The 17654-nt window shown below is 61.6% G+C and carries 17 protein-coding genes; 3 read left to right on the top strand and 14 right to left on the bottom strand.

Features of this window, described 5'->3' with window-relative positions:
* The first annotated feature begins 70 nt into the window (after nt 1–70).
* From NWV16_RS06180 to NWV16_RS06170, 3 genes are all read left to right on the top strand, one after another.
* On the top strand, nt 71–415 hold the full coding sequence (locus tag NWV16_RS06180) for a pilin assembly protein (RefSeq protein WP_065259688.1): 345 nt from the start codon (nt 71–73) through the stop codon (nt 413–415).
* A 378-nt stretch (nt 416–793) separates the two neighbouring features.
* A complete protein-coding gene (locus tag NWV16_RS06175; RefSeq protein ID WP_065259687.1) occupies nt 794–1198 on the top strand; it encodes a DUF4398 domain-containing protein in 405 nt (134 codons plus the stop codon).
* Nucleotides 1199–1253: 55 nt separating this feature from the next.
* Nucleotides 1254–2042 carry an OmpA family protein gene (locus NWV16_RS06170; RefSeq protein ID WP_065259686.1) on the top strand — a complete coding sequence of 263 codons (789 nt, stop codon included), beginning with the start codon at nt 1254–1256 and terminating at the stop codon, nt 2040–2042.
* 113 nt (nt 2043–2155) lie between these two features.
* On the opposite strand, the gene NWV16_RS06165 is transcribed toward NWV16_RS06170, so the two are convergent.
* The 14 genes from NWV16_RS06165 to NWV16_RS06100 all read right to left on the bottom strand — a co-directional run bounded on the left by NWV16_RS06165 (nt 2156) and on the right by NWV16_RS06100 (nt 17574).
* Nucleotides 2156–2485 carry a hypothetical protein gene (locus NWV16_RS06165; RefSeq protein ID WP_065259685.1) on the bottom strand — a complete coding sequence of 110 codons (330 nt, stop codon included), beginning with the start codon at nt 2483–2485 and terminating at the stop codon, nt 2156–2158.
* Complete coding sequence (locus NWV16_RS06160) at nt 2482–3387, bottom strand: alpha/beta hydrolase (protein ID WP_260522357.1); 906 nt, start codon at nt 3385–3387, stop codon at nt 2482–2484. The genes NWV16_RS06165 and NWV16_RS06160 overlap by 4 nt, the downstream gene beginning before the upstream one ends.
* A gap of 58 nt (nt 3388–3445) precedes the next feature.
* On the bottom strand, nt 3446–4723 hold the full coding sequence (locus NWV16_RS06155) for a flavohemoglobin expression-modulating QEGLA motif protein (protein WP_065259683.1): 1278 nt from the start codon (nt 4721–4723) through the stop codon (nt 3446–3448).
* A gap of 33 nt (nt 4724–4756) precedes the next feature.
* Nucleotides 4757–5311 carry a hypothetical protein gene (locus NWV16_RS06150; protein ID WP_260522356.1) on the bottom strand — a complete coding sequence of 185 codons (555 nt, stop codon included), beginning with the start codon at nt 5309–5311 and terminating at the stop codon, nt 4757–4759.
* Between the two features lie 149 nt (nt 5312–5460).
* Nucleotides 5461–6165, bottom strand: coding sequence for a TetR/AcrR family transcriptional regulator (locus NWV16_RS06145; protein WP_065259698.1), 705 nt, complete (start codon nt 6163–6165; stop codon nt 5461–5463).
* A 118-nt stretch (nt 6166–6283) separates the two neighbouring features.
* Nucleotides 6284–7786 (bottom strand): lysine--tRNA ligase, encoded by a 1503-nt coding sequence (lysS, locus tag NWV16_RS06140; protein WP_065259681.1) that lies wholly within the window; start codon nt 7784–7786, stop codon nt 6284–6286.
* 113 nt (nt 7787–7899) lie between these two features.
* Nucleotides 7900–8995, bottom strand: a protein-coding gene (prfB, locus tag NWV16_RS06135; protein WP_260522355.1) for a peptide chain release factor 2 whose coding sequence is annotated in 2 segments (ribosomal slippage) — nt 7900–8922 and nt 8924–8995 — 1095 coding nt in all. Because the reading frame shifts where the segments join, the coding sequence is not laid out codon by codon here.
* A gap of 106 nt (nt 8996–9101) precedes the next feature.
* Nucleotides 9102–10103 carry a PleD family two-component system response regulator gene (locus NWV16_RS06130; protein ID WP_260522354.1) on the bottom strand — a complete coding sequence of 334 codons (1002 nt, stop codon included), beginning with the start codon at nt 10101–10103 and terminating at the stop codon, nt 9102–9104.
* 48 nt (nt 10104–10151) lie between these two features.
* Nucleotides 10152–11162, bottom strand: coding sequence for a chemotaxis response regulator protein-glutamate methylesterase (locus NWV16_RS06125; RefSeq protein WP_260522353.1), 1011 nt, complete (start codon nt 11160–11162; stop codon nt 10152–10154).
* Nucleotides 11159–13465, bottom strand: a complete 2307-nt coding sequence (locus NWV16_RS06120; protein ID WP_260522352.1) for a hybrid sensor histidine kinase/response regulator — start codon at nt 13463–13465, stop codon at nt 11159–11161. The genes NWV16_RS06125 and NWV16_RS06120 overlap by 4 nt, the downstream gene beginning before the upstream one ends.
* The gene (locus tag NWV16_RS06115) at nt 13462–14145 is read right to left on the bottom strand and encodes a chemotaxis protein CheW (RefSeq protein ID WP_260522351.1); all 684 of its coding nucleotides are present in this window, start codon (nt 14143–14145) and stop codon (nt 13462–13464) included. The genes NWV16_RS06120 and NWV16_RS06115 overlap by 4 nt, the downstream gene beginning before the upstream one ends.
* Entirely contained in the window at nt 14142–15419 is a 1278-nt protein-coding gene (locus tag NWV16_RS06110; protein WP_260522350.1) for a protein-glutamate O-methyltransferase CheR, read from the bottom strand. The genes NWV16_RS06115 and NWV16_RS06110 overlap by 4 nt, the downstream gene beginning before the upstream one ends.
* Entirely contained in the window at nt 15416–15952 is a 537-nt protein-coding gene (locus NWV16_RS06105) for a chemotaxis protein CheW (protein WP_260522349.1), read from the bottom strand. The genes NWV16_RS06110 and NWV16_RS06105 overlap by 4 nt, the downstream gene beginning before the upstream one ends.
* Nucleotides 15952–17574 (bottom strand): methyl-accepting chemotaxis protein, encoded by a 1623-nt coding sequence (locus NWV16_RS06100; RefSeq protein WP_260522348.1) that lies wholly within the window; start codon nt 17572–17574, stop codon nt 15952–15954. The genes NWV16_RS06105 and NWV16_RS06100 overlap by 1 nt, the downstream gene beginning before the upstream one ends.
* Nucleotides 17575–17654: the final 80 nt, after the last annotated feature.

Here is a 17654-nt window from a genome sequence, read left to right as displayed (position 1 = left end):
ACGGCTTGCCGCCGGCTGACGGCGGACACTCACCCTGACCTGCCACGAGCAGGCAAGACATGAGGTCATCATGAAAATCCGTGAACTTGCCCAGCATTGGGAAGAAACCGCCAAGGGTCGCCTGACCGACACCGGCTACACGATTCATCTGGATGTGGAAGCTGCCGCACGCCTGGCGGCAATCGCCGAGATGTACCCCAAACGCCATGCCGAAGAACTGCTCGGTGAACTGATCGGCGCGGCGCTTGAAGAGTTCGAAGCGAGCCTGCCGTATGTGAAAGGTTCGACCGTGGTCGCCACCGATGAAGAAGGTGATCCGCTGTACGAAGACGTCGGCCCGACGCCGCGTTTTCTCGCGCTTTCGAGAAGGCATTTGCAAGACCTCTGCGCTGCTGCCGGCAAACAAAAACACTGACACCAATGAGATCAAAACTGTGGGAGCGAGCCTGCTCGCGAAAGCGGGGCATCAGTCGACATCGATAGTGACTGTGCCACCGGATTCGCGAGCAGGCTCGCTCCCACATTGACTTTATTCCCGCCTGCAAACAGGTGTGTTTTTGGCATTTTAAACGCCTGCGCGTACCCCTCAGCACCGCCAAAGTTCCCGCTTTAGAGCCTTGCCCGTTCGGTCAGATTTTTTTTGGGCGATGAGCCATCTTTTCTGAACTTTTAAAAAAAGCCTTCGGTCGGAACAGGTAACCACGCCTGGAACGAGCGTTTCAAAACGCACTTGCACATGACGGTTGCGGCTCCGCTACCAGGATGGATTTCGAAGCTTCCAAGGAGTTAACCAATGGAGTTGAAGACCATGAAGACCCAAACCTCGTTCTCTCACCTGCGCGGTCTGAAACTGGCCGCCCTGGCCATCGGTACCAGCTTCGTGCTGGCCGGATGCGCCGGCAATCCTCCGACCGAGCAGTACGCCGTGACTCAATCGGCGGTCAACAGCGCGGTCAGCGCCGGTGGTACCGAGTTCGCCGCCGTGGAAATGAAGCAGGCGCAGGACAAGCTCAAGCAAGCCGAAATCGCCATGCACGACAAGAAGTATGACGAGGCCCGCACGCTCGCCGAGCAAGCCGAGTGGGACGCCCGCGTTGCCGAACGCAAGGCTCAGGCGATGAAAGCCGAGCAGGCGCTGAAGGATTCCCAGAAAGGTGTTCAGGAACTGCGTCAGGAAAGTCAGCGCACCGTGCAGTAAGCGCGCATCCCGACCGCAAGGCTGAATCTCTTATCGATAGAAAGGACGAACGATTATGCGTAAACAACTGATGATCCCCGCTCTCCTGGCCGCAAGCGTTGCCTTGGCTGCCTGCTCCACGCCGCCCAACCCGAACCTGGAACAGGCCCGCACCAACTATGCCGGCCTGCAGGCCAACCCGCAGGCGAGCAAAGTGGCGGCACTGGAAACCAAGGACGCCAGCGATTACCTGGACAAGGCTGACAAGGCCTATCTGGACAAGGAAAAAGCATCCAAGGTCGACCAGCTGGCCTACCTGACCAACCAGCGCGTGGAAGTGGCCAAGCAGACCATCGCCCTGCGCACCGCTGAAAACAACCTGAAGAACGCCGCCGCCCAACGTGCCCAGGCTCGTCTGGATGCCCGTGATCAGCAGATCAAGCAACTGCAGGACAGCCTCAACGCCAAGCAGACTGATCGCGGTACGCTGGTGACCTTCGGTGACGTGCTGTTCGCCACCAACAAGGCCGACCTGAAATCCAGCGGCCTGGTGAACATCAACAAACTGGCGCAGTTCCTCCAGCAAAACCCGGATCGCAAAGTGATCGTCGAGGGTTATACCGACAGCACCGGTTCGGCGAACTACAATCAGTCGCTGTCCGAGCGTCGTGCCACTTCCGTACAGGTCGCACTGATCAAGATGGGCGTCGATCCGTCGCGCATCGTGACTCAGGGTTATGGCAAGGAATACCCGGTGGCGGATAACGGCAGCGTCTCGGGCCGTGCGATGAACCGTCGGGTGGAAGTGACCATTTCCAACGACAACCAGCCGGTCATGCCGCGTTCGGCGGTCAGCTCGAACTAAGCTTCACGCTGGCATGTGAAAAGCCCCGCCTGAGTGATCAGGCGGGGCTTTTCGTTTACGGTGTTCGGCTTGGCCCCTGGGAGAGGGTCAGGGTGAGGGCTATGCCTGCAGAATCACTCTTCCAGCTTCTGCGGCGTCTCCTGCCCCATACAACGCACGGCCTTTTTCTGGCTGTTGACCAACACGCCGGTCAGGCCTTTCTGTTCGGTGTCGAACAGCACCAGTACGCCATCGATGCATTGCGCCACTTGCGGCGCCGGGGTCAGCGAGACTTTGTAGTCTTCGCCGGGAATGGTCTTGAGCATGGTGAATTCGTTGAGCAGCAACGCATCCTCGGGTTTGGCGAAGTGCAGGTAGCCGTAGTACCACAGGGCGCCGACGGTGCCGAGGATGCTGCAGATACCGGTGATGATCAGCGGGATGGCGTTGCGTTCTTCAGTCATTGCGGACTCTCGTTTTCAGAATTCGGGGGTTGCGGGTAATTCGGGATTTCACCGAGGCGGCGCAAGCCGTTGAAATGCTCGGGGTCGTCAAGGTAACGCAGCATGACCTGACGCCACACCGGATCGCCGAAGGTCTGCACATGCCCACCGCGAGTCAATTGCAGAACCCGGGGTGGCGGCGCAGCCTGATACAGGCGAATGCCGTTGGAAAGGGGCACCAGCGGATCGTCGATGCTGTGGAAGATCAGTTTCGGCACGCCTTTGAGCTGCGGCATCGAATGGATTGCGCTGTCGCTGTCCGGCACCAGCCACGACAGCGGCACCTGGAAGGGCCAGGTCATCCACGATGTACTGAGGGCGTATTGGCCGACGCTGCGGTAACTGGCCGGGACCCCGTCGAGCACAAAGGCCTTGAGCTGTTTTTGTCTTTCCGGGTGCTGCACCAGCCAATGCACGGCCATCGCCCCACCAAGGCTCTGGCCGAGCAGGATCAGTGGCTTGCCTTTGACTTCCGGCGCCTGATCCAGCCAGGCAAACGCGGCGTCGATGTCCTGATAGATCGCCGGCAGGCTCGGTTTGCCTTCGGACAAGCCGTAGCCGCGATAGTCCACCAGCAGCACCTGATAGCCGTTTTTTGGCAACCACCAACTCCCGCCCAGATGCATTGGCAGGTTGCCGCCATTACCGTGCAGGTGCAGCACCGTGCCCTTGACCTCGACACCGGGTCTGGCCGGCAGCCACCAGGCGTTCAACTTGAGGCCGTCGGCGGTGGTCAGGGTGACGGTGCGGTATTCGAGCTTCGCCCTTTCCGGGGTGAATATCTGGCCTGGCTCGGGGTAGAACAGCAAAGAGCTGCAACCGCCGAGGGTCAGGAGCAGGCAAAGAATGCCGAGGATTCTCATCCGGTGAAATCTCGCAAGGTTCGGACTCCCGCGCACAGCGCGGGAATGATCAATGGGCCTACAGGATGTTGGAGTAATCGGCCTCGATCCGGTCCAGGCTCAAGTGATTGAGGAAGTTGGAGAAGCACATCCACGCCGACAACGCATTCATGTCACGGAACTGATCCGGCAGATACTTGGGCGGCACCACCAGGCCTTCGTCCACCAGTTGTCGCAGGGTTCGCATGTCCTCCAGCGTGGTCTTGCCACAGAACAACAGCGGAATCTGCTCGAGCTTGCCCTTGCGCACGGCCAACTGAATGTAGTTGTAAACCATGATGAAGCCCTTGAGGTAGGACAAGTCTTTGGTGAATGGCAGACCGGTCGGCGTCGATCCACGGAAAACCCGACTGGCGTTGCCGTAACTTTCTGCCATCTCGAAGCCCTGTTCACGGAAGAACTCGAAGACCTGCAAGAAGTCCGCGCCCTCCTCGACCATGTGAATGGCGCGGGTGCGATTGGTCAGTTTGCGCAGGCGGCTTGGATAGGAAGCGAACGTGATGATTTCCATCAGGATCGCCAGGCCTTCCTGAGTCACCGTCGACGAGGGCGGCCCCTTGGACAGGAAGGTGCAGATCGGCTGGTTCAGGCCGTTGAGCGTGGTACCGACGTGCACCAATCCCTCGTGGACTTCCAGCGCACGCACGTCGCGATCGTTGAACATCGCGTCGGTGCGGATCTTGATGTAGTCGGCCCCCGCCGCCGCATCGGCGACGATCCCGTCGGACTCGAACACCCGGATGGTTTCCTCCGCCTCGCCGAACACCTTGTTCAACCGGGTTTGCAGCAAGTGCACGGCATCCTTGGCAGTGAGCGTCTTCGGTTCGTCCTTCAGATCGCCGCGGCCATCAATGTTATTCAGATAGTCCGACATCATCAGGCCAAGGTCGGCCAGCGTCGGGTCACCGGCATGGAACGCATCGGATGCGGCGCCGTACAGTTCCTGGGAAATCAGGCCGAAATCTTCGGTGCCGCGCGCTTCGAGCATGCGCACCACCATGCGGTATTCCTTGCACATGCGCCGCATGATCTGGCCGACCGGGTTGAACTGACCGAGCTGGCGGGTGATATCCCGTTCGATGTTCTGAAATTCCAGCTTGACCTTGCTCGAATCGAAGGTCAGCGGCCGGTTGAGGTAATAGTCCCGATCCACCGCCGGCATTTCCTTGCCCTTGGCTTTCAGGAACCCCTTGCGGATGTTCTCGTCCCACTTGACCGCATCGAGCACGCGGATCGGCGTCTGCGCCAGCACAATGCGATCGGACAGCGTGCGTATCGTCTGCTGGTAATCGTCCACCCGAAACTCCTGTAGAAAACGTGACGAACTGAATTATTTGGTTTTGGCCTGATGCTGATAGCGCGCCGTTTCGACGAATACGTCGGAGTTGGCCGGATCGTCGAGGTAAGCAAAGACCTTTTCCAGCGCGCTGTCGACCAGCACACCGTCACCGTCATCGGTCTGGAACCCTTGCCCGTCGAGGCTTTTCTGCGCGATGGCCTGGTTGATCTGTTCGAGGTCGAGGTTGTAGATCACCAGTTCGCGCTTGTCGTTGATCTCGAAACCGGCGATGGTGAAGTGCCCGCCATACTGCGCCGGCACCTTTGCCGACAGGTACCAGCGGTTGCCATGGTGCGACACGGTGAACGGGTAGGCTTCACGCTCCCGAGGCCGCGCCTTGAACCAGGTCACCGCCTGATAGCGGTCATTGCCCAGGCGTGTCAGCTCGAGATTCATCGGTTCGCCCCAGGCATTGGTGCTCGCCCATTGCCCGAGCAGCCCTTTGGGCGCCGGCTCACGGGCGGGCAGCGGCTCCTTGAAGGTCACCAGACAACCGCTGAGCAGCAGGAACGACAGCGCGATCAATGCGCCACGCCAGGCTTTCATTCGACACTCCCTAGACCCGAACTCACCAGCGAACCTGTGGGAGCGAGCTTGCTCGCGATGGCGGAGTGTCAGCCAATGAAGACTTTGAATGACAAATCGCAATCGTCGGATCGCCGCCCGGAGCAAGCTCGCTCCCACAGGGGATTGCGTTACACCGACGCGAGTACCAGGTGCATATAGCGCGTCAGAATGCCGAGCATGTCCTCTTCGGCCAAAGGCTCGGCGTCGTTGAGCAGGCCCTGATATTCCATCCGTCCGATAATCGCCGTCAACACCTTGGCGTCCTGCTTCGGCTCGCGCGAGCCCAGCACCTGGAACAACTGGCAGGTGCCCTGCAACAGAATCTGCTGGTGGGAACGCACCAGTTCCGCCAGCCGCGGGTTGAGCAGTGCCTCCTGGCGGAAAGCCTGTTCAGCCATCAAATGCTCCCGGCGATTGACCAGTTGCCGGTGCACGTAGTCGGCCATCAACCGGGCGATATCATCCGCCAGCTGTGAGCGCGACTCCGGGCTGCCGTCGCCGCTGACCACCATTTCGCGCAGCAGGCCTTCGTTGTTGATCCACAGCTTGGCCATGTAGGCCGCACTGCGTTCGACGTACTGGGCGAAGGTATCGGTGAGCAGGTCATCGATATCCTTGAAGTAATAAGTGGTGGCCGACAACGGCACGCCAGCCTCGGCCGCCACCGCACGATGGCGCACGGCGCGCACGCCATCGCGCACGACAATGCGCATCGCCGCATCGAGAATGTCCTGGCGACGCTGCTCGCTGCCCTGTCGGCTGGCCTTGCGACCCTGGTACTGAACACTTTCAGCGACCGCAGTGGCGATACCCGCTGCACCTTCTTGAGCCATTGCACCGATCACGACAGGCATACCTCTGTTGTTTTGTTCAAAATTAACCATTTGATACGTTTGTACCAGACAGGCAATAAAAAGCCGCCCATTTCAGGCGGCTTTTTTATTGAAGCACTTACGCTTGTGGCCGCATGTGCGGGAACAGGATCACGTCGCGGATCGACGGCGAGTTGGTGAGCAACATCACCAGACGGTCGATACCGATACCTTCACCGGCCGTTGGCGGCATGCCGTACTCCAGCGCGCGAACGAAATCGGCGTCGTAGTGCATGGCTTCGTCGTCGCCGGCATCCTTATCGGCCACCTGGGCCATGAAGCGCTCGGCCTGGTCTTCCGCATCGTTGAGCTCGGAGTAGGCGTTGGCGATTTCACGGCCACCGATGAACAGCTCGAAACGGTCGGTGACGTTCGGGTTCTCGTCGTTGCGACGGGCCAGTGGCGAGACTTCGAACGGGTACTGGGTAATGAAGTGCGGCTGCTCGAGCTTGTGCTCGACCAGCTCTTCGAAAATCATCACCTGCAGCTTGCCCAGACCTTCGAAGCCCAGCACCTTGGCGCCGGCCTTTTTGGCGATTTCACGCGCCTTGTCGATGTCGTTCAGGTCATCGGCGGTCAGCTCGGGGTTGTACTTGAGGATCGAGTCGAACACCGAGAGACGGGCGAACGGCTCGCCGAAGTGGAACACCTTGTCGCCGTAAGGCACGTCGGTGCTGCCCAGCACCAGTTGCGCCAGTTCGCGGAACAGTTCTTCGGTCAGGTCCATGTTGTCTTCGTAGTCGGCGTAAGCCTGGTAGAACTCCAACATGGTGAATTCAGGGTTGTGACGAGTCGAAACGCCTTCGTTACGGAAGTTGCGGTTGATCTCGAACACTTTTTCGAAGCCACCGACCACCAGACGCTTCAGGTACAGCTCCGGCGCGATACGCAGGAACATTTCCATGTCCAGCGCGTTGTGGTGGGTTTCGAACGGTTTGGCCGCGGCGCCACCAGGAATGGTCTGCAGCATCGGTGTTTCGACTTCGAGGAAGTCGCGCTTCATCAGGAAGCTGCGGATGTGCGCGATCACTTGCGAACGCACGCGGAAGGTCTGGCGCACGTCTTCGTTGACGATCAGGTCAACGTAACGCTGACGGTAGCGCTGTTCGGTGTCGGTCAGGCCGTGGTGCTTGTCCGGAAGCGGGCGCAGGGACTTGGTCAGCAGGCGCACGCTGGTCATCTCGACGTACAGGTCGCCCTTGCCGGAACGGGCCAGGGTGCCTTCGGCGGCGATGATGTCGCCCATGTCCCAGGTTTTCACCGCGGCCAGGGTTTCTTCGGACAGGGTCTTGCGGTTGACGTAGACCTGGATGCGACCGGTCATGTCCTGGATCACCATGAACGAGCCACGGTTGAGCATGATGCGACCTGCAACCTTGACCGGGATCGCAGCCTCTGCGAGCTCTTCCTTGGTCTTGTCCGCGTACTGTTTCTGCAGCGCATCGCAGTAGTTTTCGCGACGGAAGTCGTTCGGGAAGGCATTGCCCTTGGCGCGCTCGGCAGCAAGCTTTTCCTTGCGCAGGGCGATCAGGGAGTTTTCTTCCTGTTGCAGGGCTTGCGAATCGGGTTGTTGGTCGCTCATGTCTTTAAATTTTCCATCACAGGTTCGTTGCCCCCGAGCCTGACGGCCCGGGGATCGCCAGCAAGGCTGGCTCCTACAGGAATCGCGGTGTCAGGCGATCCTGTATTGCAGGCTTACAGCCCCGATTTCAGGCTGGCTTCCAGGTAACCGTCGAGGTCGCCGTCCAGGACTTTCTGGCAATCGCTGCGCTCGACGCCGGTACGCAGGTCCTTGATGCGCGAGTCATCGAGAACGTACGAACGGATCTGGTGACCCCAGCCGATATCGGACTTGCTGTCTTCCAGCGCCTGGGAGGCGGCGTTGCGTTTCTGCATTTCCAGCTCGTACAACTTGGCCCGCAGCATTTTCATGGCGGTGTCCTTGTTCGCGTGCTGAGAACGTTCGTTCTGGCAACTGACCACGGTGTTGGTCGGGACGTGGGTGATACGTACCGCGGAATCCGTGGTGTTTACGTGCTGACCACCGGCACCGGAAGAACGGTAGGTGTCGATGCGCAGATCCGACGGGTTGATGTCGATCTCGACGCGGTCGTCGATCTCGGGGGATACGAACACCGCCGAGAACGAGGTGTGGCGACGGGCGCCGGAGTCGAACGGGCTCTTGCGCACCAGACGGTGTACACCGATCTCGGTACGCAACCAGCCAAAGGCGTATTCGCCCTTGATGTGTACGGTGGCCCCCTTGATCCCGGCGACTTCACCGGCCGACAGCTCCATGATGGTCGCGTCGAAACCGCGTTTGTCGGCCCAGCGCAGGTACATGCGCAGCAGGATGTTGGCCCAGTCCTGGGCTTCGGTGCCGCCGGAACCAGCCTGGATGTCCAGGTAGGCGTTGTTCATGTCCATCTCGCCGCTGAACATGCGACGGAATTCCAGCTGCGCCAGGGACTCTTCAAGGCCTTGCAGCACTTCGACGACGTCGTTGACCGCGCCTTCGTCGTTTTCTTCGACGGCCATGTCGAGCAGCTCGCGGGAGTCGGCCAGGCCGGTGGCCAGTTCGTCCAGAGTCTCGACGATCTGCGCCAGCGCAGAGCGCTCGCGGCCCAGTTCCTGGGCGTATTCGGGCTTGTTCCAGACGGCAGGATCTTCAAGCTCGCGATTGACTTCGATCAGACGCTCATGCTTTTGATCGTAGTCAAAGATACCCCCGAATAGATTCGGAGCGCTCGGACAAGTCCTTGATGGTGTTCAGGATCGGATTGATTTCCATGGCGGGCAGCACTCGTTGGCAAACTTTTGAAAGCCGGCGAGTATAACGTAATCAAGCTGTCACGGCAGCCCGTCCGGCGGCTCTTGAGGCGAATGAACCCGATGGTTCATTCGATCCCTACCTGATTGCGCCCGTTGTTCTTCGCCTGGTACAGACCACGATCCGCCGCCGAGATCAGCAACCGGCAATCGCTGCCCGCCTCGGGCACCATGGTCGCCAGGCCGATGCTGATGGTCAGGCTGGAACCTTCGGCCGGCGCATTGTGCGGGATCTTCAGTGCGGCGACGGTCTGGCGCAGCTTTTCCGCCACCAGCCGCGCCCCGCCCGGCGAGGTGTTGGGCAGCACCAGCGCAAACTCCTCACCGCCATAGCGTGCCGGCAGGTCGGACGGTCGGGCACTGGCCTCGCGGATCGCCGTGGCGACCTTGCGCAAGGCTTCGTCGCCTTCGACATGACCGAAGGTGTCGTTGTAGGACTTGAAGTAATCAACGTCGATCATCAGCAACGACAACTGGCTCTTGTCCCGCAGCGAGCGGCGCCATTCCAGTTCCAGGTATTCATCGAAGTGCCGGCGGTTGGACAGCCCGGTCAGGCCGTCGGAGTTCATCAGGCGTTGCAGTACGAGGTTGGTGTCGAGCAACTGCTGCTGGCTGACCCGCAGCGCGCGATACGCCGCATCCCGCTGCAGCAGGGTCATGTAGGAGCGCGAGTGGTAACGGATGCGCGCAACCAGTTCGATGTTGTCCGGCAGTTTCACCAGGTAATCGTTGGCCCCGGCGGAGAACGCCGCGCTCTTGATCAGCGGGTCTTCCTTGGTCGACAGGACGATAATCGGGATGTCCTTGGTCGCCGGATGATTGCGGTATTCGCGCACCAGCGTCAGACCGTCGAGACCGGGCATCACCAGATCCTGCAGGATCACCGTCGGTTTGATCCGCACCGCATGGGCCACAGCCTGCTGTGGGTCGGAGCAGAAGTGAAAGTCGATGTTCTCTTCATTCGACAGCCCGCGGCGCACGGCTTCGCCAATCATCGCCTGATCGTCCACCAACAACACCATGGCGGCGTTCTCGTCGGTTTTGATGTCATCGATCTGTAAGTCATTCATGGGCGGTCACCTGAGTGCTGCAAAGGCCCGGATTGCGGATGAATACGTTCATTTGGGGAAAATCTCCAGCAATCGTGGCGCAATCTTTTCCAGTGGACGGATTTCTACGGCTGCATCGATGGCCGCGGCGGCCTTGGGCATGCCGTACACGGCACTGCTTTGCTGATCCTGCGCGATGGTCAGATAGCCCCGCTGACGCATGAGCTTAAGCCCTTGGGCCCCGTCGCGTCCCATCCCGGTCAATAAAACCCCGACAGCGTCACCATTCCAGTAGTGGGCGACGCTTTCGAAAAACACGTCGATCGAGGGGCGATAGATCTCGTTGACCGGCTCGGCGGTATAGGCCAGCGTGCCGTTCTTGAGTAACCGGATGTGATGATTGGTGCCGGCCAGCAGCACCGCACCCGCCTGCGGCGGCTCGCCTTCCCGGGCCAGGCGCACGTCGAGGCCACTGGCGCCGGCCAGCCATTCGGCCATGCCGGCGGCGAACACCTGATCGACATGCTGCACCAGCACGATGGCGGCGGAAAAACTGCGCGGCAGGCCTTTGAGCAGAACCTCCAGCGCCGCCGGGCCACCCGCTGACGAACCGATCGCCACCAGTCGCTGGCGCGATGCCGAACTGCGCGGCGTGCTCTGGGCCGGCCGCGAGCGCGCAGTCTTTTCGCCGATCAGCCAGCCAATGTTAAGGATTTTGCGCAGCAGCGGTGCCGCCGCCTGCTGGGCGTCGCCGGCGCCGAGGGCCGGCGTGTCGACTACGTCCAGCGCACCATGGCCCATGGCCTCGAACACCCGGTGCACGTTTTGCTGGCGGTCGACGGTGACGATGACAATCGCGCAGGGGCTCTCGGCCATGATTCGACGGGTCGCCTCGACGCCGTCCATCACCGGCATGATCAGGTCCATCAGGATCAGGTCCGGCGTATTTTCCGCACATAGCCGCACCGCTTCGGCGCCATTATTGGCGACCCAGAGCACCTGATGCGCCGGCTCGAAGGCCAGCGCCCGGCGCAGGGCCTCCACCGCCAGGGGCATGTCGTTGACGATCGCGATCTTCATGCCCGCGCTCCTCCGATGAGTTCAACCACCGCATCGAGCAAGGCGTCGTCATGGAAACTGGCCTTGGCCAGATAATAATCCGCCCCGGCGTCCAGTCCCCGGCGCCGGTCCTCTTCGCGATCCTTGTAGGACACCACCATCACCGGCAGCGATTGCAGGCGATTGTCACGACGCAGCAGCGTCACCAGTTCGATGCCGTCCATGCGTGGCATGTCGATGTCGGTGATCAACAGATCGAAATCCTCGGAACGCAGGGCGTTCCAGCCGTCCATGCCGTCCACGGCCACCGCCACGTCATAGCCGCGATTGAGCAGCAGCTTGCGTTGCAGTTCACGCACGGTGAGCGAGTCGTCGACCACCAGAATCCGCTTGCGCGCCGCTTCTGTGCCCTGACGGCCATGGCGCGCGATGCGCTCCAGGCGCCCGGTGTTCAGCAACTTGTCCACCGAGCGCAGCATGTCTTCGACATCGACGATCAGCACCACCGACCCGTCATCGAGCAAGGCCCCGGCGGAAATGTCCTGCACCTTGCCCAGTCGCTCGTCCAGCGGCAGCACCACCAGCGTCCGCTCGCCGATGAAGCGCTCGACCGCCACGCCGTAGATCGCCTCGCGCTCGCGGATCACCACGACCTTCAGCGTTTCGCTGTTGTTCTGACTGGCCGGGCGCTGCAACAACTGACTGGCCGCGACCAGACCGACATGCTGCCCCTCGTGCCAGAAATGCTGACGGCCTTCGACCTGCACGATGTCGTCCGGTGCCAGGTCGCACATGCGTTCGATGTGTGCCAGCGGGAAAGCGTAGGCCTCGTCGCCGACCTCCACCACCAGGCTTCGCACCACCGACAGGGTCAGCGGTACCTCGAGATGAAAGCGACTGCCCTCGCCTGCCGTCTGCTCCAGCACCACCGCGCCGCGCAACTGGCGGACCATGTGCTGCACCGCATCGAGACCGACGCCACGGCCGGAGACTTCAGTGACCTTGTCCCGCAGGCTGAAACCGGGCAGGAACAGGAAGCTCAGCAGTTCCTCTTCGCTCAACTGCGCGGCGGTTTGCGCCGGCGACAACTGACGCTCGACGATGCTGCGCCGGACTTTTTCCAGATCCACACCGTTGCCGTCATCACTCAGTTCCAGCACCAGCAGGCCAGCCTGGTGCGAAGCCCGCAGGCGTATCACCCCCTCTTCGGGTTTGCCTCTGAGCAAACGCTCCTGCGGCGTTTCGATGCCGTGGTCCACTGCGTTACGCAGCAGGTGGGTCAACGGCGCTTCGAGCTTTTCCAGCACGTCGCGGTCGACCTGGGTTTTCTCGCCTTCGATTTCCAGGCGCACCTGTTTGCCGAGGCTGCGGCCCAGGTCCCGCACCATGCGCACCTGCCCGGACAGCACATCGGCAAATGGCCGCATGCGGCAGGCCAGCGCCGTGTCATACAGCACTTGCGCACGCTGACTGGCCTGCCAGGCAAACTCGTCGAGTTCGGCGTTTTTCTCCGAGAGCAATTGCTGGGACTCGGCGAGCAGACGTCGCGCATCCTCCAGCGCTTCCTGAGCCTCCAGACTCAGGGCATGTTCCTTGAGATGCACATTGAGACTTTCCAGCGCCCGCAGGCCGTTGTTCTGCATGCGCTTGAGGCGCTGCATGGTGGCCAGGTGCGGCTTGAGGCGCTGGGTTTCCACCAGGGATTTACTCGACAGATCGAGCAGGCTGTTCAGGCGTTCGGCCGTCACCCGCAGCACCCGTTCGCCGCCTTCGGCAGCGCGCTTGCTCTTGCGCGGAGCGGGTGCAGGTTCCACCGAAGGAATCTCGACAGGGGCATCAACCGGCACCGGCTCACTCAACGGCGCAGGCGCAGGCTCCAGCTGCAATTCGGCCATCGCCGGCGTATCCGGTGCGGCAACCTCGACCACCGGCCCTGCCGGATCAAGCAGCTTGCCCATCAACGCCACATACGCATCGATGTCCGCCGGTAGCGGGCCGTTGGCTGGTGTGGCGATGCGCATCAGCAGATCGGTGCCCTGCAACAGCGCATCGATATGTTCCGGACGCAGGAACAGGCGCCCCTCCTGGGCACTGACCAGACAATCTTCCATGACGTGGGCGACGCTGACGCCACTGTCGATGCCGACAATCCGCGCAGCCCCCTTGAGCGAGTGCGCCGCACGCATGCAGGACTCAAGCTGATCGGCCTGGGTCGGATTGCGCTCCAGCGCCAGCAGCCCGGCACTCAGGACCTGGGTCTGGGCTTCGGCTTCGAGGCTGAACAGTTCCAGCAGGGAGGCGTCGCGCATTTGCTCGGGGGTCATGTGAGGCTCCGGGTCACGGCAGACAGCAACTGTTCTTCATCCAGCCAGCGCAAGCTGCGACCTCTGAAAGGCAGCACGCCGCGGGTGTATTTGGCGTTGGCCTGCGCCCCGGAGCGCGAGGCGGCATCAAGAATGCGTTCGTCGATCGCGTGAATGCCATCGACTTCGTCCACCGGCACCACCACCGGCCCGCCCTGAGCCGCAATGATCAGCATGCGCGGCATGATCCGCGCCCCCGTTACCGGGGCAGCACTGCTATCGAGATCGAGCAGTTCGACCAGCGACAGGCATGCCACCAGCGCGCCGCGCACGTTCGCCACGCCAAGCAGGGCCCGCGAACGCTGGTGCGGCAAGGAATGAATCGCCTGCATCGGCGCGACCTCCACCAGACTGCGGGTGGCCAGGCCGAGCCATTCTTCGCCGAGCCGGAACATCAGCAGCGAACGGGTTTTCAGCTCGGCCTCGACCTGGGTCGCTACCGGATCGCGCTCGTCCTGCTGCAATGCATAGCGGTCGAGCAGGCGCGTGGCTGCGGCCGAGTACACCGAGCAATTGCGGCAATGAATGTGTTCTGCCAGCAACGGACAGGACTTGTCGCCGTGGATGCCGATGCGGTTCCAGCAATCGTCGATCGCCCGGGCGTCTTCGTGGGTGACGTTCAAGGTGTCGGACGGGATCATCGTTTACGCTCACTGTCGGCGGTGCGCCCGCTGCGGGCGGCACGCTCCTGCAATCGTCTGGCACCCGCCGCATCCCCCTGGGCCTGCAGCAGCGCGGCCAGGTGCATCAGGGCTTCGGGGTGTTGCGGTTCAAGGTACAGGGCTTTTCGATAGTAGCCCTGGGCTTCGAGCGCAGAGCCTGCGACATCGCTGAGCAACCCGAGCCAGTAGAACACCTGGGCCACCGGCTCATGACTGCGCAAGTATTGTTCACACGCGGCACGGGCCTCGGGGCTTTTGCCTTCATTGGCCAGGGCGGCAATGCGGGCCAGCAGGGTCGCGGCGTCGGGATGGGTACTGTTGGCGGTGGCGGACATCGGCGTCACAGCGGCAAACGGGCGACTGCGCACCGGCGGCGGTGGCGCACTGCGCACCGGTTGGCGCACGGGCAACGGCGTCGGGATCGCGACCGGCATCGGCAACGGTTCGGGCTGCGGATCGCTGTGGCGACTGAACGCGAAAGACTGCGGGATGCCGATCGAACGCATGCCCAGCCGCCCGAGCAGACTGCCCTCGGCCGGGCCGATGAACAGCACGCCGTCGACATGGGTCAGGCGCTTGAGCACCGCAAATACCTGCTGCTGGGTCGGCTGATCGAAATAGATCAGCAGGTTACGGCAGAACACAAAATCGAACGGCGGCTCGTTGGCCAGCAACGCCGGATCGAGCACGTTGCCCACTTGCAGGCGTACCTGTTCGCGGACGATTTCATTCACCCGATAACCCTCGTTCTCCGCCAGGAAGTGCCGCTCGCGAAAGTCCAGCTCCTGGCCGCGAAACGAGTTCCTGCCGTAGAGCGCCCGTCGCGCCTTGTCCACCGACAGGGGGCTGACGTCCATGCCGTCGACCTTGAATTGATGGGGTTTGAGACCTGCATCCAGCAATGCCATGGCAATCGAATAGGGTTCTTCACCCGTGGAGCACGGCAGACTGAGAATGCGCAGCGCCCGCATGTTGTTCAGCTCGGCCAGGCGTTTGCGCGCCAGTTTGCCCAGGGTGGCGAAGGATTCCGGGTAACGGAAAAACCAGGTCTCGGGGACGATCACCGCTTCGATCAGCGCTTGCTGTTCATCCCGCGAGCCTTGCAGCGTTTGCCAGTACTCGTCGGCCGTGACCGTCTGCGACAGGGTGATGCGCTGGCGTACGGCCCGCTCGATAATCGCCGGCCCCACTGAAGCGACATCGAGACCGATGCGTTCCTTGAGGAAGTCGAAGAAGCGCTGATCTCTGCTCATGGCTGTTCCTCAAGTCGCTTCGGGTCCAGCGGCGGCGTCGGAAACAGCAACGAACGCACTGACTCATCCAGCAAGTCGTTGACCCGCACCCATTGCACCAGCCCGCGAGCATCCTCCCGCACCGGACCCAGGTACGGTGCCTGACGATTGTCGAGACCGTACGGCTGAAAATCATCCGGGTTGCAACGCAGGGTGTCGGTGGCCTGTTCGAGAATCAGCCCGAGCCATTGCGACGGCTGCGAATCGTCCGCACGGTAATGCACCAGCACCAGACGTGTGCTGGTGCGTACCTCGGCGGGTTGACCGAAGGTCAAGGCACTCAGATCGATCACCGGCACGACCGAGCCGCGGTAGGCGAACACGCCCGCCACCCAGTGCGGCGCCCGGGCAATCGGCTTCAACGGCAGGCGCGGCAGCACTTCGGCCACCTCAGTGGCGCGCAAGGCATAGCGCTCGCTGCCGATGCGAAACAGCAGGAACAGGGCCTGCTTCGCCACAGGTGCAGCGTTGCGTCTGGCGGTGATTTCGCTCATCAGACTTTGAATCGCGAAACGCCGCTGCGCAGGCCCACGGCCACCTGGCTCAGTTCGTCGATGGCGAAACTGGCCTGACGCAACGACTCGACCGTCTGGCTGCTGGCATCACCCAGTTGCACCAGCGCGTGGTTGATCTGCTCGGCGCCAGTGGCCTGTGCCTGCATACCCTCGTTGACCATCAGCACCCGCGGCGCCAGCGCCTGTACCTGATGGATGATCTGCGACAACTGCTCGCCGACCTGCTGCACTTCGGCCATGCCGCGACGCACTTCCTCGGAGAACTTGTCCATGCCCATCACCCCGGCGGACACCGCCGACTGGATCTCGCGGACCATCTGTTCGATGTCATAGGTGGCCACGGCGGTCTGATCCGCCAGCCGCCGCACTTCAGTGGCGACCACGGCAAAACCGCGACCGTATTCACCGGCCTTCTCCGCTTCGATCGCGGCGTTCAGCGACAGCAGGTTGGTCTGGTCGGCGACCTTGACGATGGTCACTACCACCTGATTGATGTTGCCGGCCTTCTCGTTGAGGATCGCCAGTTTGGCGTTGACCAGATCCGCCGCGCCCATCACCGAGTGCATCGTTTCTTCCATGCGCGCCAGGCCTTGCTGCCCGGAACCGGCCAGCACCGAGGCCTGATCGGCGGCGGTGGAAACTTCGGTCATGGTGCGCACCAGATCACGGGAGGTGGCCGCGATCTCGCGGGAGGTGGCGCCGATTTCAGTGGTGGTTGCAGCGGTTTCAGTGGCGGTGGCCTGCTGTTGCTTGGAGGTGGCGGCGATCTCGGTCACCGATGTGGTGACCTGCACTGACGAGCGCTGGGCCTGGGACACCAGCGCGGTGAGCTCGGTCATCATGTCGTTGAAGCCGGTTTCCACGGCGCCGAACTCATCCTTGCGCTCAAGGTTCAAACGGCTGCTCAGGTCGCCCGTGCGCATGGTTTCCAGGATCTGCACGATGCGGTTCATCGGTGCCATGATTGCCCGCATCAGCAGCAAGCCACAGAGGCCCGCCGCGAGCACCGCCACCACCAGTGAAACGAACATGCTGAACTTGGCACCCGCCACCGCATCATTGATAGCGTTCATGGCCTGCTCGGAGACCTTTTTGTTCTCGTCAATGATGTCGTTGAGCTTCATGCGGCCGTTGATCCACGCCGGAGTCAACTTCTCGTTGAACATCTTGATGGCTTCGACTTCCTGATTACGTTTGTGCAGGTCCAGTACGACATCCTGGATCTGCATGTAATCGTCGTGATCCTTCTCGAATGCGGCGAACTCGGTGCGATCCTCGTCGGTGAGCAGCGTATTGCGGTAGCTGCCCATGAACATCTGAAGCCTGGCCTCGAACGCCTTGTAATTTGCCGCGTCTTCGGCACTGACGCCCTGGTCTTCCTTGAGCCCCAGCAACTCCTGGGTCTTCAAGTAGCTGTCGACCCAGCTGCCGCGGATCATCGAGCTGTAATAGACACCGGGAACCGCGTCATCACGCACGCTGCTCTCGCTGGCTTCGATCTTCAACAACCGTGAATACGAGACAACCACCATCAACAGCATGATGGCGATAATCACCGCAAAGCTCGCCAAAATGCGTTGGCGCAACGTCCAGTTCTTCACAGTCAGTCCTCGGGGCCAGGTCGAAATGCGGGGGAGTATAGCTGAGGGCGGTGTTTCATTTATAAGACGGTTTGCCGCGC

Source organism: Pseudomonas sp. BW7P1 (assembly GCF_024981055.1).
Lineage (GTDB): Bacteria > Pseudomonadota > Gammaproteobacteria > Pseudomonadales > Pseudomonadaceae > Aquipseudomonas > Aquipseudomonas bananamidigenes.
This window is presented reverse-complemented; position numbering and strand designations above follow the sequence as displayed.